The sequence below is a fragment of the Streptomyces sp. NPDC001568 genome (assembly GCF_042893755.1).
Taxonomy (GTDB): domain Bacteria; phylum Actinomycetota; class Actinomycetes; order Streptomycetales; family Streptomycetaceae; genus Streptomyces.
Genome location: NZ_JBIAVF010000004.1, coordinates 166,292 through 181,218, shown reverse-complemented (window position 1 = coordinate 181,218; position 14,927 = coordinate 166,292). Strand labels below are relative to the sequence as shown.

At 75.4% G+C, this 14,927-nt stretch carries 11 protein-coding genes; 6 read left to right on the top strand and 5 right to left on the bottom strand.

The genetic code is table 11. The annotated features are described in order from the left end of the window. Positions 1-436: 436 nt before the first annotated feature. Entirely contained in the window at positions 437-1,705 is a 1,269-nt protein-coding gene (locus ACFY0I_RS08975) for a PucR family transcriptional regulator (RefSeq protein WP_388892277.1), read from the top strand. Positions 1,706-2,158: 453 nt separating this feature from the next. Here ACFY0I_RS08975 and ACFY0I_RS08970 read toward each other — a convergent pair whose 3' ends face one another. Both ACFY0I_RS08970 and ACFY0I_RS08965 read right to left on the bottom strand, forming a co-directional pair. Then, on the bottom strand, positions 2,159-3,529 hold the full coding sequence (locus ACFY0I_RS08970) for a DUF1996 domain-containing protein (protein WP_388892275.1): 1,371 nt from the start codon (positions 3,527-3,529) through the stop codon (positions 2,159-2,161). Between the two features lie 9 nt (positions 3,530-3,538). Beyond that, positions 3,539-4,234 (bottom strand): DUF4142 domain-containing protein, encoded by a 696-nt coding sequence (locus tag ACFY0I_RS08965; RefSeq protein WP_388892273.1) that lies wholly within the window; start codon positions 4,232-4,234, stop codon positions 3,539-3,541. Positions 4,235-4,621: 387 nt separating this feature from the next. Here ACFY0I_RS08965 and dhaL point away from each other — a divergent pair, with 387 nt between their 5' ends. Together dhaL and ACFY0I_RS08955 are read left to right on the top strand one after the other, a co-directional pair. Then, entirely contained in the window at positions 4,622-5,230 is a 609-nt protein-coding gene (dhaL, locus tag ACFY0I_RS08960; RefSeq protein WP_388892270.1) for a dihydroxyacetone kinase subunit DhaL, read from the top strand. Continuing rightward, a complete protein-coding gene (locus ACFY0I_RS08955; RefSeq protein WP_388892268.1) occupies positions 5,227-5,634 on the top strand; it encodes a PTS-dependent dihydroxyacetone kinase phosphotransferase subunit DhaM in 408 nt (135 codons plus the stop codon). Before dhaL ends, ACFY0I_RS08955 begins: the two co-directional genes overlap by 4 nt. 116 nt (positions 5,635-5,750) lie before the next feature. Here the strand turns inward: ACFY0I_RS08955 and ACFY0I_RS08950 are convergent, their stop codons facing one another. Then, a complete protein-coding gene (locus tag ACFY0I_RS08950; protein WP_388892265.1) occupies positions 5,751-6,176 on the bottom strand; it encodes an RNA-binding S4 domain-containing protein in 426 nt (141 codons plus the stop codon). A gap of 134 nt (positions 6,177-6,310) precedes the next feature. On the opposite strand from ACFY0I_RS08950, the gene ACFY0I_RS08945 reads away from it, so the two are divergent. The 3 genes from ACFY0I_RS08945 (at position 6,311) to ACFY0I_RS08935 (ending at position 9,865) form a co-directional block, all read left to right on the top strand. Continuing rightward, entirely contained in the window at positions 6,311-6,706 is a 396-nt protein-coding gene (locus ACFY0I_RS08945) for a molybdopterin-binding protein (RefSeq protein WP_388892262.1), read from the top strand. Positions 6,707-6,875: 169 nt separating this feature from the next. Then, positions 6,876-7,697 carry a molybdate ABC transporter substrate-binding protein gene (modA, locus tag ACFY0I_RS08940; RefSeq protein WP_388892259.1) on the top strand — a complete coding sequence of 274 codons (822 nt, stop codon included), beginning with the start codon at positions 6,876-6,878 and terminating at the stop codon, positions 7,695-7,697. Positions 7,698-7,903: 206 nt separating this feature from the next. Continuing rightward, positions 7,904-9,865: an ABC transporter permease gene (locus ACFY0I_RS08935; protein ID WP_388892257.1), complete on the top strand. Its 1,962-nt coding sequence runs from the start codon at positions 7,904-7,906 to the stop codon at positions 9,863-9,865. 21 nt (positions 9,866-9,886) lie between these two features. On the opposite strand, the gene ACFY0I_RS08930 is transcribed toward ACFY0I_RS08935, so the two are convergent. Both ACFY0I_RS08930 and ACFY0I_RS08925 read right to left on the bottom strand, forming a co-directional pair. Further along, positions 9,887-10,900, bottom strand: a complete 1,014-nt coding sequence (locus tag ACFY0I_RS08930; RefSeq protein ID WP_388892251.1) for a hypothetical protein — start codon at positions 10,898-10,900, stop codon at positions 9,887-9,889. 102 nt (positions 10,901-11,002) lie between these two features. Continuing rightward, positions 11,003-14,587 carry a phosphodiester glycosidase family protein gene (locus ACFY0I_RS08925; RefSeq protein WP_388892238.1) on the bottom strand — a complete coding sequence of 1,195 codons (3,585 nt, stop codon included), beginning with the start codon at positions 14,585-14,587 and terminating at the stop codon, positions 11,003-11,005. Between the last annotated feature and the right edge of the window lie 340 nt (positions 14,588-14,927).

The following is a 14,927-nucleotide window of genomic DNA, read 5'->3' as shown; positions in this document are numbered from 1 at the left end:
GAGCACTCCACCTCGCACTCGGCGCCCGGGGGTAGTCGTCGGAACTGCTCCGCGGCGGGCGGGAGATGGATGCCTCGCCGGCCGGGAGCGGGGGCCGGAGTGCAGAAGCATCGTGGAGGTTCGCAATCCCTCCACAGTATTTATCTAATCGTGACAACTTCTCGCGGCCACGGCATCATCAGCTCGAACACCCCCGGAAGATTCCCTTCCAACGGTGCGGTGCCGACCGGGCTCACGTCTTGTCGGCCGCCACACCTACCCGTCGGCAAAATCGAGGCAAAGCTGCGGGACTGCAAGTGGATGGCACGCTCCTGGAGGGAGTAGAGGTGCTGGACTCCCCTTTCGGCACTGGCGCCGAGGGGGAGGGAGGCAGCTTCCACGAGGCTGGTCACCCCTCCACGGGACAGGCCGTACCCCGGCATGAACGAGGTAACAAATGTGCGAACTTCTGAACCGCATCTGGTCCCGCCCTCGCGGCGAATGGACCCGCGTCCTACGAAGGGAACTACCCGCGCTGGCCGCCGGGATAGTGGAGGAACTCCGGGAAGGCATCCCCGGATTCGCCGAACTGGTCGAGGAGGTCGGCGAGGAGGTGGTCAGACGACAGGTGGAGGCGGGCCTGCTCACCACTCTCGGCTACCGCGAGTCCACGGTGCCCCATCACGACCGTCCGGTCGAAGGGGGAGGAGTGGAGGACGAGTGCGCCGGCCCGGAGACGGACCACGCGGCGGCAGAGAACTGCGGACCACCCGTTCCGGTGCGCCCCGCCTCCCGGCCCGACTCCGGCCCCGCCGGCGGGCCCGGGGACGGCCCCGCGGCGGGCTCCGCTCCGGATGAGCACGGGACGCCGCATCGGCGCGGCCGGTCCGCCCCGCTGACCGTCGTCCCCACGAGCGGGCCCGGCCCCGCCACCGAACGCGCCCGGCGTGAGCTCTTCACCGCCCTTACGGGTGACATGTCCATGTCTGACCTGGCTTTGGCCGAACTGGCCGCGGCCGCCAACTGGCCCCTCCCCTCGGCGGTCCGGGCCATCGCCATGACCACCATCGGAGAGGTCCAGCAGCTGGCCGCCGCGTTGGACGACGGCCTCCCCGGGCTGGCCGGCGCCCAGCCCTGCCTGCTCGTCCCCAGCCCCGACCCCGAGGCGCGCACCGCCCTGGAGGCCGTGCTGCGCGGCCGGGTCGCCGCCGTCGGGCATCCCGTCGCCGTACGGGACACCGCGTCCTCACTGCGCTGGGCGCTGCGGCTCCTGACCCTCGCCCCCGCCCGGACCGGCCTGGAGGCGCGGGCGGTCTTCGTCGACGACCACCTCTCGACCCTGTTGCTCCTCCAGGACGAGCCATTGGCCCACGCCCTGGCCGCCCGCTGGCTGCGCCCGCTCGCCAGCCTGACCCCGCGCCAGAGCGAGCGCCTCGAAGTGACCCTCCTCGCCTGGTTGGAGGGCGGTGGGGCGCCCGAGGCCGCCAAGGCCCTGAGCGTGCACCCCCAGACGGTCCGCTACCGCATGCGCCAGCTGGAGAAGCTCTTCGGGCCCGGACTGCGCGACCCCCGCACCCGCTTCGAACTGGAGTTGGCCCTGCGCAGCCGCCGCCTCATGGCCCAGGTCCGCCGCCAGCACTCCCGGGTCGGCCGCAGGGCGCGCGCCGTCGCCACCGATTTCGGACCGCTCGGCGTGGGCCGCATGGCCCGCGTGAACGGCCTGTAACCCTCCCCCACACCGCTTCCGCTCACCTCCCCCCACAGACTTCCCGGCGCCCGGTCCCTCCCCCGAGGGTCCGGGCGCCGATGCTTTCCCCCGCCGAGGCGGTGGGGCCCGCTCCGGGCGCTACGGGAGGGCCCTGGTGGGACGTACGGGGTCAGTGGGGCACTCGGAACCCGTCGGGGGCCTGGCAACCGTACGGAGGCACGCCCCCTGGGGGGACGCGCCGGATTCACCGAGGGCCTGCGGGGACCCGTACGACCTCGCCCACTCAACGGGGTTGACAGCTCGCCCGGCACTCCCACCCGAGCCGCTCCCACGGCCCCGCCGCCGCCCGGGCGCGCGTATTCCCCTCCTCCGCGCGGACGCGCGAACGCGCGGTGCCGGCCCGAAGTCGGCTTCGGGCCGGCACCGCTCTCGAGGTGACGCGCGGGAGGGGAGGCGTGCACCCCGAGGTTCTCAGCGGCAGGTGCGCCCGCCGTTGATGCAGCGCACCGCGCCGGCCATCAGGCCGTCCGACATGACGTTGATGAAGTCACCGTGGTCGGTCACCGGCTTGTGCAACTGCTCGGGGAAGCTGTCCACGGCGAACTTCGCGCCGGGCTGCACCCCGTACACGATCCGCTGCACGAGCTGGGGGATGGCTTTGAAACCGTTCGGGCAGGAGCCGTTCTTGTCCGCGAACGCCACGTGCGTACGGTGGTTGGCGCTGTCGGTGTTGCGGCCGTCCCAGCAGCTCTGGAAGTTGAAGGTGCGCACGACGTCGCTGCCCTTGGGACAGATCGGGTACTTGTCCTTCAACTGCCGGTTCTCGAACCCGGTGCAGCTCCACGAGGCGTTGGCGTTGGCCGTGCCGTTGGTGAACGCCTTGGCGTCACCGGTGATGACGCGCAGGAACCGCGGCATGGCGGTGACCTTGCTCGCGGGGCTGCCCTTGAAGTCGATCGTCACCTGCTTCGGCTGGAGGATCGTGCCGACGTTCCCGTCCTGACCGCCGCCCGGCGCGGCCGCGTCCCGTTCCTTCTGTCCGTTGCGCAGCCGCAGCACCGGCCAGTAGTAGGTGGACTGGTCGCCGTTGGTGCAGGTCGTTCCGGACGCGGCGAGGCTGTTGTTGGTGGAGAACGCGTCCGTGGTCCTGTTGCCGACGTAGTCGTGCATGTGGTGCGCGCCGTTGCTGACGCCGGGCGCGACGATGACGTTGTCCGGGTTGAAGTGGCCGTTCTCGTTGCGCCCGCACTGCACGGAGAAGGTTCCGGTGGACGCGCCACCGCGGGCGGCGGGCTTGCGCACGTTGGGCCGGACGGTGCCGATGGCCACGAAGTCGCTGCGCGCCGGCCCGCCGGCGCCCTTGTTCGCGGCCGGCGCGGCACCGGCGGCCTGGGCGTTCTTCACGTCCGCGGCGTCGGCGGCCGGGGCCTCCTGCATCGAGCAGGCGCTGAGCGGGTCCAGGCCCTGGGGGCGGGAGCCCGACTTCGCCATCGCGTCGGAGAGGCGGCCGATGGTCCGGCCGCGCTGGTTCTTCAGGTCGCCGAGGAGGGCGTTGCCCTTGGCCCGGCCGGAGGAGAGCTTCGCGTAGGCGTCGGCGACCTGGGTGTCGAGTTGGGCGAGGTTCTCGTCGACCTCCTTGCGCGCCTGCTCCGGGACGTCGCGGAGCTTGTCGCCGACGTCGGGGCAGTCGATGGTGGCGGTCATCGCCGCCCTGTCGTCCTGCCCGGCGGACGCGCCCTGGGCGAGGAGACCTACCCCGCCGCCGCCCATGACGAGGGCGGCCACCACGGCGAGGGCCTTGTGGGCGGGTCGGAGACGGCGTTTGTGGCCCTTTTGACTCATGCGATCACTTCACTTCGTCGATCGGGAAACGGTGGAGGGAGCCGGTGAGGCGTCCGCGAGGCCGTCGAAATCGACCAGCCCGGTGTCCTCCAGGACCGAGATGTGGTCCAGAACGGTGGCGTTGGCATCGGTGGCCAGGGCGCGGACCATGGAATTGCGGGTCTGGGACCGGATCTGGGCCACGAGGGCGAAGACCTTGCCGTGTGCCCGACGCAGCAGTTGGGCGAACAGTCGCTCGTACTGGGCGCCCTGGGCCCGGTCGAGCTGGTCGAGCCAGTCCTGTTGCTGCGTGCTGGGCCGGTCCGGCAGTTCGACGCCGAGGGCCTGACCCACCTCCAGTACCCGGCGGTCCAGTTCGGTGTGACCCTCCACGAGGTGCTCACCGGCGGTCTTCACCGTGGGGCGAGTGGGTCGTTGCTGGGCTTGGCGGCCGGCGGGGAGCTCCCACAGACCGGCGAGCCGGACCTTGCGGACGAAGTCCCGGTCCGCGGGGGTCAGCGGCCCGAAGGCCGTGCTCAGGGTTCCGGCGCCGTCGTCATCCGCCGTGGCCGTGGCGGCGGAGGCGGACGTACCGCCGAACTTGTCCACGGGGATCAGCAAGGCGATCAGGGTGAAGGCGAGGGCACCGATGACGATGCCCGTCCCGATCACGTGCCTCGAAGCGAGCGACATGCTGCCGACGGACGACCGACGCAGTGACGGCACAGTACCTCCTTGCTCTGGGGGCCAGGAGGGCTGCGGGCCGCACCGGCGGCCACGACGGGCCGCCCGGACGCATCCGCACTCCCGGGTGCCAAGGGACGCTAGTGCCGCCCGTGGTGACGGGACATCAAGGCAATCACCATCGGATAGACATCCGGGGAACCCCCCGAAAGGCTGGTACCGTGCCCCGGCCGCACCCGGGTCGCCGCCGGTTCCGCCCGAGGGCGCCCTCCCCTGCCCTCCCCTGACCTGTCCCGCGCGCCCCTGCCCCACGCCCGCGTCCCCGCGCAGTGCGCGATGCGGCGCTGCGTCGCGGGCGCCGGGCGGAGGCCCGGTCGTAGGGTGGAGGGGACGGGCCCAGGCGGGTACCAGGCGAGGCGAGGAGACCCGGTGCGTGACGCAGACTTCTTCCGGCGCTGGATGGACGCCACCGCTGCGGCGGTGGAACGCGAGGCCGACCGGCTGACCGAACTCGACTCCCCCATCGGGGACGCCGACCACGGGAGCAACCTGCTGCGCGGGTTCGTGGCCGTACGGGGCGCCCTGGCCGGCGCCGAACCGGCGGCCCCGCCCGGCGCCCTGCTCCAGCTCGCCGGGCGGACCCTGATCTCCACGGTCGGCGGGGCGTCCGGGCCGCTGTACGGGACGCTGCTGCGCCGCACCGGCAAGGAGCTCGGCGAAGCCGCCGAGGTCTCCGACGAGGAACTGAGCGAGGCCCTGTCGGCGGGTGTGGCCGCGGTGGCCGGGCTGGGCGGCGCGGCGCCGGGCGACAAGACGATGCTGGACGCGCTGCTGCCGGGGGTGGCGGCGCTGGGCACCTCGTACCGGGCCGCCGCGGACGCCGCGGAGAACGGCGCCCGGGCGACGGTGCCGCTGATCGCCCGCAAGGGCCGGGCCAGCTACCTCGGCGAGCGCAGCGTCGGGCACCAGGATCCGGGGGCCACCTCGTCCGCCCTGCTGTTGGACGCGCTGGCCGACACCGCGGAGGGCGCCGCGTGAGCGCCGGGCCGCTGGTCGGGATCGTGCTGGTGTCGCACAGCGCCGCCGTCGCGCAGTCCGTGGCGGAGCTGGCGCGGGGACTGGCCGGGGGCGGGGCCGTGGCACCCATCGCCCCGGCGGGCGGTACGCCGGACGGCGGGCTGGGCACGAGCGCGGACCTGATCCTGTCGGCCGCGTCGGCGGTCGACGGGGGCGCGGGGGTCGCGCTGCTGGTGGACCTCGGCAGCTCGGTGCTGACGGTGAAGTCGCTGTTGGAGGAGGACGAGCTGCCCGCGGGGTGCCGGTTGGTGGACGCGCCCTTCGTGGAGGGCGCGGTGGCGGCGGTCGTCGCCGCCTCGGCCGGAGCGGACCTGGAGGCGGTCGTGGCCGCGGCCGGGGAGGCGTACGCGTACCGCAAGGCCTGACCGGCGGGGTCCGCAGGAGACGGCCCGGGCCCGGGCCCGGCCGGACGGTGCTGAGCCGGACGCACCGGCGCCGCCCGGGCCCTTTCGGGCCGGGCGGCGCCGGTGCGGCGGGACCGTCAGCGGCCGCGCAGGTTCACGATCTCCCGGCGGTCGCGCTTCGTCGGCCGACCCGTCCCCCGGTCGCGGATGCCGACCACGGCGGCCTCCACGGGCGTGGGCGGCGGCGGACTGTTGTCGATGAAGCACTCGGCGGCGACGGGCGCACCGACCCGCTTCGTCACGGGCCGCCGGACGACCACGATGCGTTCGCGGCCCGCGTGGAAGAGCCGTACCTCGTCGCCCGCGCGCACGGTCTGCGCGGGTTTGGCCCGTTCCCCGTTGACCTTCACGTGGCCCGCCCGGCAGGCGGTCGCCGCGACGGAACGGGTCTTCGTCAGCCGGACCGACCAGATCCAGGCGTCCACCCTGGCGCTGCCCGTTTCCGCCGCCCCGGACGGGGGCGTCGCCGTCGTCGACGGCTCCTGCGTCTTTTCGTCAGCCATGCCCCGACTTTACCGAGCACGGCAGCCGAAGACGGAATGACTTTTGGCGGATAACACAATGCGCATGGCATCTGCGATGGAGATCATCCCAAACGAATTGCAAATGCCCAAGCCATGCCCCTACCTTGTCGCACATGCAGTCCTACACCATCGGACAGGCGGCGCGCCTGCTGGGCGTCAGCCCGGACACGGCACGCCGTTGGGCCGACGCCGGCCGGGTCGCGACCCATCGCGACGAGGCCGGCCGTCGCCTGATCAACGGCCGCGATCTGGCCTCCTTCTCCGTGGAGATGGGCCAGGGCGCGCACATCGAGGACGGGGAGCCGTACACCTCGGTGCGCAACTCCTTCCCGGGCATCGTCACGGCGGTCAAGCTCGGTGACGTGTCCGCCCAGGTCGAGATCCAGGCGGGTCCCCACCGCCTGGTCTCCCTGCTGACCCGCGAGGCCGTCGAAGAACTGGGGCTGGAGGTCGGAATGCGGGCCACCGCCCGCGTGAAGTCCACCAGCGTGCACGTCGACCGCGCCTGATCCGGCACGGCGCGCCCCGCGTTCCGCTCCTGCTTCCCGCTCTTTTCCTCAGTTCTCGATCCCGCTCTCCCCAGACCTCCCCACCCGCTCCGCCCGTCACCGGCGCGGGTCACCACCACGCGGTTCCGGCGCCCTGCCGGCCGCCGACCCGACCGAGGAGCACCCAGCCATGTCCCCGATGCTCAACCGCCGCACCGCGGCCGCCGCGCTCACCGCCGCCCTTCTCCTGCCGCTGTCCGCCTGTGGCAGCGGCGACGACAAGAAGACCGACACCGGCGCGTCCGCCGCCGCCTCCGCTTCGGCCTCCGCGCCGGTCGGGGCCAAGGCCGCGAACCTGACCGTCCTCGCCGCGTCCTCGCTCACCGACGTCTTCAAGACCGCGGGCGCCGCCTACGAGAAGGCCCACCCCGGCACGAAGGTCACGTTCTCCTTCGCCGGCTCGCAGGAACTGGCCGCCCAGGTCAAGCAGGGTGCCCCGGCCGACGCACTCGTCACCGCCGACACCAAGACCATGGACGGCCTCAAGGCCGAGACCAACGACCCCGCGGTGATCGCGAAGAACCGTCTCGTCATCGCGACGGGCAAGGGCAACCCGTTCAAGGTCGACGACCTGAAGGACCTGGCCGACACCAAGCTCAAGGTCGTCCTGGCGGCGCCCGAGGTCCCCGTCGGCCGCTACAGCAAGCAGATCCTCGACGCCCAGAAGGTCGAGGTGAAGCCGGTCTCCCAGGAGCCCAACGTCCGCGCCGTGCTGAGCAAGGTCGAGCTCGGTGAGGCCGACGCCGGCCTCGTCTACAAGACCGACTCCGCCAAGTCCGGCGACAAGGTCGTCACGGTCGACATCCCGGACGACCAGAACGCCGTCGCCTCCTACCCGGCCGCGACGCTCAAGCAGTCCAAGAACGCCGAGGCCGCTGCCGCGTTCGTGACCTGGCTGAACAGCCCCGAGGCGCAGAAGATCCTCCAGGACGCCGGTTTCCAGCAGCCGTAACCGCCACGCCGTACGACGACAGGTCCTCGGGGGGGGGGCTGCCCGGTCCGGGGGGACGGGCAGCCCCCCTCGGCGCCGTACGGCGTCCCCGTCGCGAGCGCCGTGCCCGAGGTTCGTGCCCGCGCCGCGCGTACTTCGTAGGCTTCGTCCCCGGCACCCTCCGGTACCGGTCCCCGCAGTCCCAGCAGCTCCAGCCAGGAACCCCCATGAGCAGACTCCGTACCCGCAACCGGCCGCCCGTGACGCTGGCGCTTCCCGCGCTGCTCGCCATCGGGTTCCTGTTGCTGCCCCTGATCGGCATCCTCACCCGAACCCAGTGGGGGGAACTCGGAACCCACCTCACCAGCCCCGGGGTCGTCGAGGCCCTCAAGCTGTCGCTGGTGGTGTCCCTCTGGGCGCTCGGGCTGTCGCTGGTCCTCGGCGTGCCGCTCGCCTGGCTGCTGGCCCGCGTCGAGTTCAAGGGCAAGGCCCTCGTCCGCTCGCTGGTCCTGCTGCCGATGGTGCTGCCGCCGACCGTCGGCGGCGTGGCCCTGCTGCTCGGCTTCGGGCGGCGCGGACTGCTGGGGCCGTGGCTGGAGGAGACCTTCGACATCACGCTGCCCTTCCACACCTCCGGCGCCGTCGTCGCGGCCACCTTCGTCGCGATGCCCTTCCTCGTCATCAGCCTGGAGGGCGCGCTCGGCGGCCTCAAGCAGAGCTACGAGGAGACCGCCGCCTCCCTGGGCGCCTCGCCGGTCCGGGTCTTCTTCACCGTGACGCTGCCGATGGTGGCCCCCGGGCTGATCGCGGGCGCGGCCCTCACCTGGGCCCGCGCACTCGGCGAGTTCGGCGCCACCATCACCTTCGCCGGCAACCTGCCGGGCACCACGCAGACCCTGCCCCTCCAGGTCTACCTGCTGCTCCAGGACCAGCCGGAAGCCGCCACCTCGGTGTCGCTGTTGCTGCTCGCCATCGCCATGGGCGTCCTGATCGCCCTGCGCGGCCGATGGACCGGTACCCCCGTCGCCCGCGACGCGGCGGAGGTGCCGCCCGTGGCGGAGGAACCCGCCGCCCCGCACCCGGACCGGCCGGTGACCACGGGCGGACCCGACGGGGCGAAGGGCGCCGGCGGGTCCGTGGAGCCCGACGGGGGGCGCTGGCCGCTGCACGCCGAGGTGACCGGCTTCAACGAGCTCACCCTGGACGCCGCGCCGGGCACCACCATCGCCGTCGTCGGAGAGAACGGCGCGGGCAAGACCACCCTGCTGCGCGCCCTGCTCGGCCTGACGCCCCGCGCCCACGCCGTGCTCACCCTCGGCGGCACGGACGTCACCGCGCTGCCCCCGCACCGGCGGCAGGTGGCCTGGGTCCCGCAGGACGGGGCCCTGTTCCCGCACCTGACCGCCCTCGCGAACACGGCGTACGGGCTCCGCGCGCGCGGCACCGACCGGGCGGCCGCCCGCCGCGAGGCGCAGGCCTGGCTGGACCGGCTCGGGGTCGGTCACCTCGCCCGGCGCAAGCCCGCCCAACTGTCGGGCGGTCAGGCACAACGCGTCGCCCTGGCGCGGGCGTTGGCCGCCCGCCCCCGACTGCTGCTGCTCGACGAGCCGCTCGCCGCCCTCGACCAGACGACCCGGGCCCGGGTGCGCCACACGCTGCGCACCCACCTGGCCGGCTTCGGTGGCGTCTGCCTCATCGTCACCCACGACCCGGTCGAGGCGGTGTCGCTGGCCGACCGGGTCCTCGTGCTCGCCGACGGCCGGACCCTCCAGGACGCGGCGCCCTCCGAGGTCACCCGGCATCCGAGGTCCCCCTGGGTGGCGCGGATGCTCGGCCGCAACGCCTGGCCCGGGACCGCGTCCGCCGACGGCCTCGCCCTCGCGGCCGGCGGCCGGCTGGTGGTCGCGGAGACCTTGCCCGAAGGGGCGCAGGCCCTCGCGATCATCGCCCCCGAGGCGGTGTCCGTGCACCGGGACCGCCCGAGCGGCAGCCCGCGCAACGTGTGGCCCGGCACGGTCCGCGAGATCACCGCCGTGGGCAGTCGGCTGCGCGTGCTGATCGCCTCGGCCGAGGCGCCCGACCTGGTCGCGGAGATCACCCCGGAGGCGGCCGCCGAACTCGGCGTGATCGACGGAGCGTCCGTCTGGACGAGTGTGAAGGCGACCGAGGTCACCCTCGTCCGGCTGTAGGCCGTTCCGTCGGGGTCCCGTTCACAGGCCGGCCCGGGTCAGGAGTGCCTCCACCTCCGCTCGGGAGGGCTGCGGCGGGACGGGGTCAGGTGGGCGGGGCGGCGGGCAGCCGTGCAGGCCGAAGGACGCGGCGTAGCGGGCCCGGTCCTCGGCGCTCGCCCCGGCCGGGTCGGCCAGGAACCGGTCGACGCCGGCGCGCAGATCGGCCTCGATGGACCGGCGTACCGCCGGCGGGGTCTCCCGGCGTCCGGCGATCGCGGCGCGGACCGCCGGTTCCGGGTCGGTGGCGAGGGCGTCGAGCAGGGGGCGGGGCAGGTCCGGGTGCCGGCGGGCCAACTCTGCGCGTACGTGCTTGTCCGGGTCCCCGGCCAGCCGTCCCGCGAGGTCGGGGGCGAGTTCGAGGTGCCTGACCACCTCCCGCCGCGTCCGCGGGTCCGCGAGCAGGGCGGGGAGGAGGGGGGCGGGCGGCGCGTACGCCCGGCAGGCCCTGGAACGGACGGCTGCCTCCGGGTCCGTCAGCAGGGCGACGCGGATCTCCTGCGGGGCGTCCGGCTGCCAGGCCGCGATCTCCGCACGAACCTCGGGTTCGGGGTCCCCGGCGAGCCGCGCGAGGACGGGCGGGGGCAGGGAGCCGTTGGAGGCGAGGAAGCGCCGTACGAACGCGGACGGATCGGCGGCCAGTCCCGCGAGCAGTCCCGGTGGATCGTCGGGCGCCGCCGCCGCGAGCGCGGCGCGCACCGCTTCCTGCGGGTCGGCGGCCAACCGTCGGCGGACCGCGGGAGGCAGGCCCGCGTTGATGGCGAGCGACCGCGCAGACCCCCACGCGATGATCTCCGCCGCCATGTCCTCCGTCAGGTCCGGCCGAACGCGGGCCGCTTCGCGCCGGGCCTCCGGATGCCGCAGGAGCCGCCACAGCAACGCCGGCGTGAGCTCTGCCGAGCGCGCCAGGGCCACGAGTTGCCGGTCCACTTCCGGGTTTCCGTCGGGGGGCGCGTCGGGGTTCCCGTCGGGGGTCGGGTCCGGGTTCGGGTCCACGCGGGCATGGTAGGTCGCGGCTCGCACGAGGGGCCAGGGCCGTGCGGTCCCCCGCATGTACGGGCCGCGTTCCCGGGGTCCGCCACGGAGGTTCCCGACGCGCTACGGGTGTTCCTGACGCACCGACAGCCAGTCGCGGCCGGGCGGCGGGAAGGCGTCGACGCCGAACACGGTCCGGGCCGTACGGATCGTGGCGACGGTCGGGACGCCCTCGCTGCGGCCGGCGGTGAAGCGGGGCGCTCCGGGGGTGATGAGCACCGCGTTCTTGCCGGTGCCGCGCCGGAACTCCGCGAGGCGCCCGGCCAGGAGGGCCGCCTCCCTGCGGTCGACGGCGTGGGGGGCGTACGGCGCCACTACGGCCAGTGCCCCCGTGTACGGCTCCCGGGCGGCGGCCCCGAGGGCCGCGGTCAGGGCGCGCATCCGGGCGAGGCCGCCGCCGTCGAGGGTCCGACGTGTGGTGTCGAGCGGCAGGAACCGTACGCCGCGGTGGACGAACGGTCGCAGCTCGGCGCCGGTCAGCACGAGGTCCGCGGTCCCGGCCGGTACGGCCGTCCCCGGGGCGGTGGCCGGGGCGACGGCGAACCGCCAAGGCCGTGCCCGTACGTCGGCTGCGGAGGCCACGACGGGGTCCGGGCGGACGGGGCCGGGCACGGCGGGCCCGGTGGGCGGGGTCGGGGCGGTGAGGGTGTCCAGGACCAGGCGGCCCGGGCGGGTTCCCTCGGCCGAGAGCCGGGTGAGGGCCAGGGGCCGCTCGGCGGTGGCGGGCAGGGGGAGGTTCAGCTCCCGCCAGCCGGTCCAGTCCACGGAGGGCCCGCGCAGGGTCACCCCGGCCCCCTCCGCGTCGACCAGTTCGAGGGCCGGCCGGGCCCCCGAGGCGTCCCCGTGGACCCACAGCGCCACCGACCGGGCCAGCTCCGGTACGGCCACCGGCCGGGGCGGGGCCGCCCCGGCCGGCCGGCCGGGACCGGGCTCCAGGGCGAGCCCCCGACCCGAGCGCCCGTCGGCCGGCGCCGCACCCGTACCGCGCCACGCGGCGGCGTCCTCCAGCCCCGCGAGTGGCCGAGCCACCACCCCGACGCCGAGCGGCACTTCGACGGTGACAGCGGGGGCGGCGCCGCCACCGGTCCCGGACCGGCGGGCGGGACGCGGGCCGACGCCGAAGGCGAAGCCCGCGCGGGAGACCGGGACCGGGCCGGAGGCCGAGCCGGAGACCGGGACCGGGCCGGAGGCCGAGCCGGAGACCGGTACCGAGCGGGAGGCGGGGGCCGGGGCGGAACGGGAGACGGGACCGGAGCCCGGGACCGAACCCGCGCCCGAACCCGCGCCCGGGCGCGGGCCCGGGGTGGCAGCGGAAGCAGGGGCGGATCCCGACCCGAAGCCGAAGGCCCCGGAGGGGCCGGGGCCGAAGGCCGGGTCGGAGCCCATGGCGCGGCCGGAGCCCAAGGCCAGGGAGCGGCCGGGACCGAAGGCCGGGCCGGAACCGAAAGCCCGGGAGGAACCGGAGCCGGAGGTCAGGCCGAGGGCGGAGCCGGAGCCGGAGGCGTGAACCGCGGCCGGGGCGGAGGTGCGCGGGCGGATGGTGGCGCGCAGCCGGCCCGTGGCGGTGGGGGTGAGGGCCTTGACGGTCCAGCCGCCGTGTCCGTTCTCGGTGACGTGCCACTGGCTGCGGTCGTAGTGCAGGGTCACGTCGCGGGGCTCGACGGGGGCGGCCGCGCCCTGGGCGTCGTAGCCCGTGAGGGTGAACGTGGCGCTCTCGTCGCGCGTCAGGAAGCCGATCCGGGCCGGGGCGGACCGGAGCCGGTCCAGCGGACCGAGTACGTCGAGGCGGAGCGTGCCACGGGCGGCGCCGCGTCGGGCTTCGACCGTGACGGGACCCGGCCGGTCGGCGCGGAACACGGCGTCCGGGCCGATCCGGCCGCCGGTGGTGGTCCAGCGCGGGGCTCCGGCGGCGGGGCCGAACGCGGTGTCGTGGCCGGTGGCGGTGAGCGTGCGGGTCAGCCCGGGGAACAGCCGGACGGCGCCACCGGCCGCGTCGACGCGGTATCCGGCGAGCTGCCCGGATCCGGCCGGGGCGGTGAGGACGACCCCGTTGGGGACGGGGCGGGGCCGGCCGTCGGACGGGGCGTTCTCCGTGGCCAGGACCGTCGCGCCGGGGCCCGCCGCGAGGAGGGTCGAGGACCCTCCGCCGTCGAGGTTGAGGGCGGCGTGCGCGCCGAGGCGGTGCAGCAGCCGGGCGAGGCCGGTGAGGGTGAGGCCGCCGCTGTCGCGCTGTCGGCCGTCCACCGTGACGAGCCGCAACCGGCGGCCGTCCTGCGAGAACGCGGCCGCGGTGCGGGGAGCTGCGGTGTCGTTCGGCCGGCCCGTGTGGTCCAGCGGCTTCCCGTCGACGACCAGGGGCTCGCGGCCCCCGACGGCGACCGCGGGAACCGGCCCGGAGGCCGGTACGGGCCGTGCGGCGACGGTCACCCGGTCGCCGGGGCGGAGCGCGGCGAGGGCGGCCGTCTGCCGCTCACCGCTCGCGAACAGCAAGGTGGTGCCGGGTGCGGGGCGCTGCGGCCGGGCGGACCGGAGCGGGGTCCGGGCGGGCGCCGCGACCACACCGTCGCGGAGTTCGACCAGGGCGCCGGGGCCGGGGGCCGGGGCGGGAAGGATGGTGCCCGACCAGGCGGCGGTGTAGGCGGAGTAGCCCTCCGCCGGGGGCCGCGCGGCGTTGAACCCGGCCAGGGGGCGGGCCGGACCGCCCGGCAGGGTGACGGTGCCGGCCGCCACGAGGCGCAGCACCCGGCCCCTGCCGTCCGCCCCGAACCCGACGGCGGCCCCGCCTCCGGGTCCGGGCGAGGCGGAGTGCAGCAGCCGGCCCGCGCGGACACCCGGGCCGAGGGGGGCTCCGGTGGCCCGGATGTCGAAGAAGTCCCCGTTGACGGCGGCGACGACGCGCCGCCCGGGCCCTGCATCGTGCCGGGCGGCTGCTTCGGCGACGGTGGCCGGCCCGACGCCGCCCAGGTACTCGGCCCGTACCCCGCTCCCCGCCCCGAGGTCGGCCACCAACTCGTCGATCCGAAGCCACCGATCCCCCTCGAGCCGGTCGTACGATTCCAGCCGCACCCCCGGCGCCACCGACCGCCCCGCCCGAGCGGTCTCCACCCCGTCGCCGGGTGTCCGGGGCTCCGCCGGGGGCGCGGGGGCCGCGGGGAACGCGGCAGCCACGGAGAACGCGGGAAGTCCCGGGACGGCCCGGTACCCGGAAGCTCCCGGCAACACCGAAGCCGCCGGAAACGCGGCAACCGCCGTGCACCCGGCGAGCCCCGGGAGACCCCGGTACCCGAAAGCCCCGGGCAACACCGAGGCCGCCGGGAGCGCGGCAGCCGTCAGGCACCCGGGAAGTCCCGGGACGGCCCGGTACGCGGCAGCCCCGGGCAACGCCGGAGGCGCCAGGAGCGCGGACGCTGCCGAGAACGCCGGAGGCAGCGGTAGCGCGGACGCTGCGGGGAACGGCGGCTGTCCCTGGACCCGCGCGTTCACGAAGGGTCCGCCGGCCGCCGCGTACGGGAGCCGCTCGCTCTCCGTAGGGGCAGCCCGAGCCGCGAGGCGCTCCGGATGTGCCCGCGCCCCGGAGCCCGCGGCGTGGGTGGGGGCCGCGAGGGCCACGGCGAGCAGGGCGGGCAGCAGCGGGCGGAGGCTCGGCATCCAGGCAGCATCGGTCACTTCGTAGGACGATCGGGTCGTCCGCCCGCCCGGTGGTGGCGTGTTCAGCCATTTGCCGCCGGGCCGGCGCGGCCAACGGGCGCCGGGGCGTCCCGACTCCGTGCGCCCCTCTTGACGCTCGCCTCCGTCCCCCGCCGAAGGTCACCACCACGCTGGGAAACGCGTCGAGCGGACTGCCCGTCAGGACGCAACGCACACACCGCCCGTGCCGCGTCGCCCGTGCCAGGCGGCCCATGCCGCGCCGCCCTTGCCGCGCGCCGCCCTTGCCGCGCCGCCCGTGCCGCGCCGCGAGACCCACGCCCCCGACCTCCGGCCCGGCCCG

Excerpts from the sequence above, each read along its gene's own strand:
- ACFY0I_RS08975 (WP_388892277.1), top strand. The coding sequence starts at position 437 with ATGTGCGAACTTCTGAACCGCATCTGGTCCCGCCCTCGCGGCGAATGG.
- ACFY0I_RS08970 (WP_388892275.1), bottom strand. The coding sequence starts at position 3,529 with ATGAGTCAAAAGGGCCACAAACGCCGTCTCCGACCCGCCCACAAGGCC.
- ACFY0I_RS08950 (WP_388892265.1), bottom strand. The coding sequence starts at position 6,176 with ATGGCTGACGAAAAGACGCAGGAGCCGTCGACGACGGCGACGCCCCCG.
- ACFY0I_RS08945 (WP_388892262.1), top strand. The coding sequence starts at position 6,311 with ATGCAGTCCTACACCATCGGACAGGCGGCGCGCCTGCTGGGCGTCAGC.
- modA (WP_388892259.1), top strand. The coding sequence starts at position 6,876 with ATGTCCCCGATGCTCAACCGCCGCACCGCGGCCGCCGCGCTCACCGCC.
- ACFY0I_RS08935 (WP_388892257.1), top strand. The coding sequence starts at position 7,904 with ATGAGCAGACTCCGTACCCGCAACCGGCCGCCCGTGACGCTGGCGCTT.
- ACFY0I_RS08925 (WP_388892238.1), bottom strand. The coding sequence starts at position 14,587 with ATGCCGAGCCTCCGCCCGCTGCTGCCCGCCCTGCTCGCCGTGGCCCTC.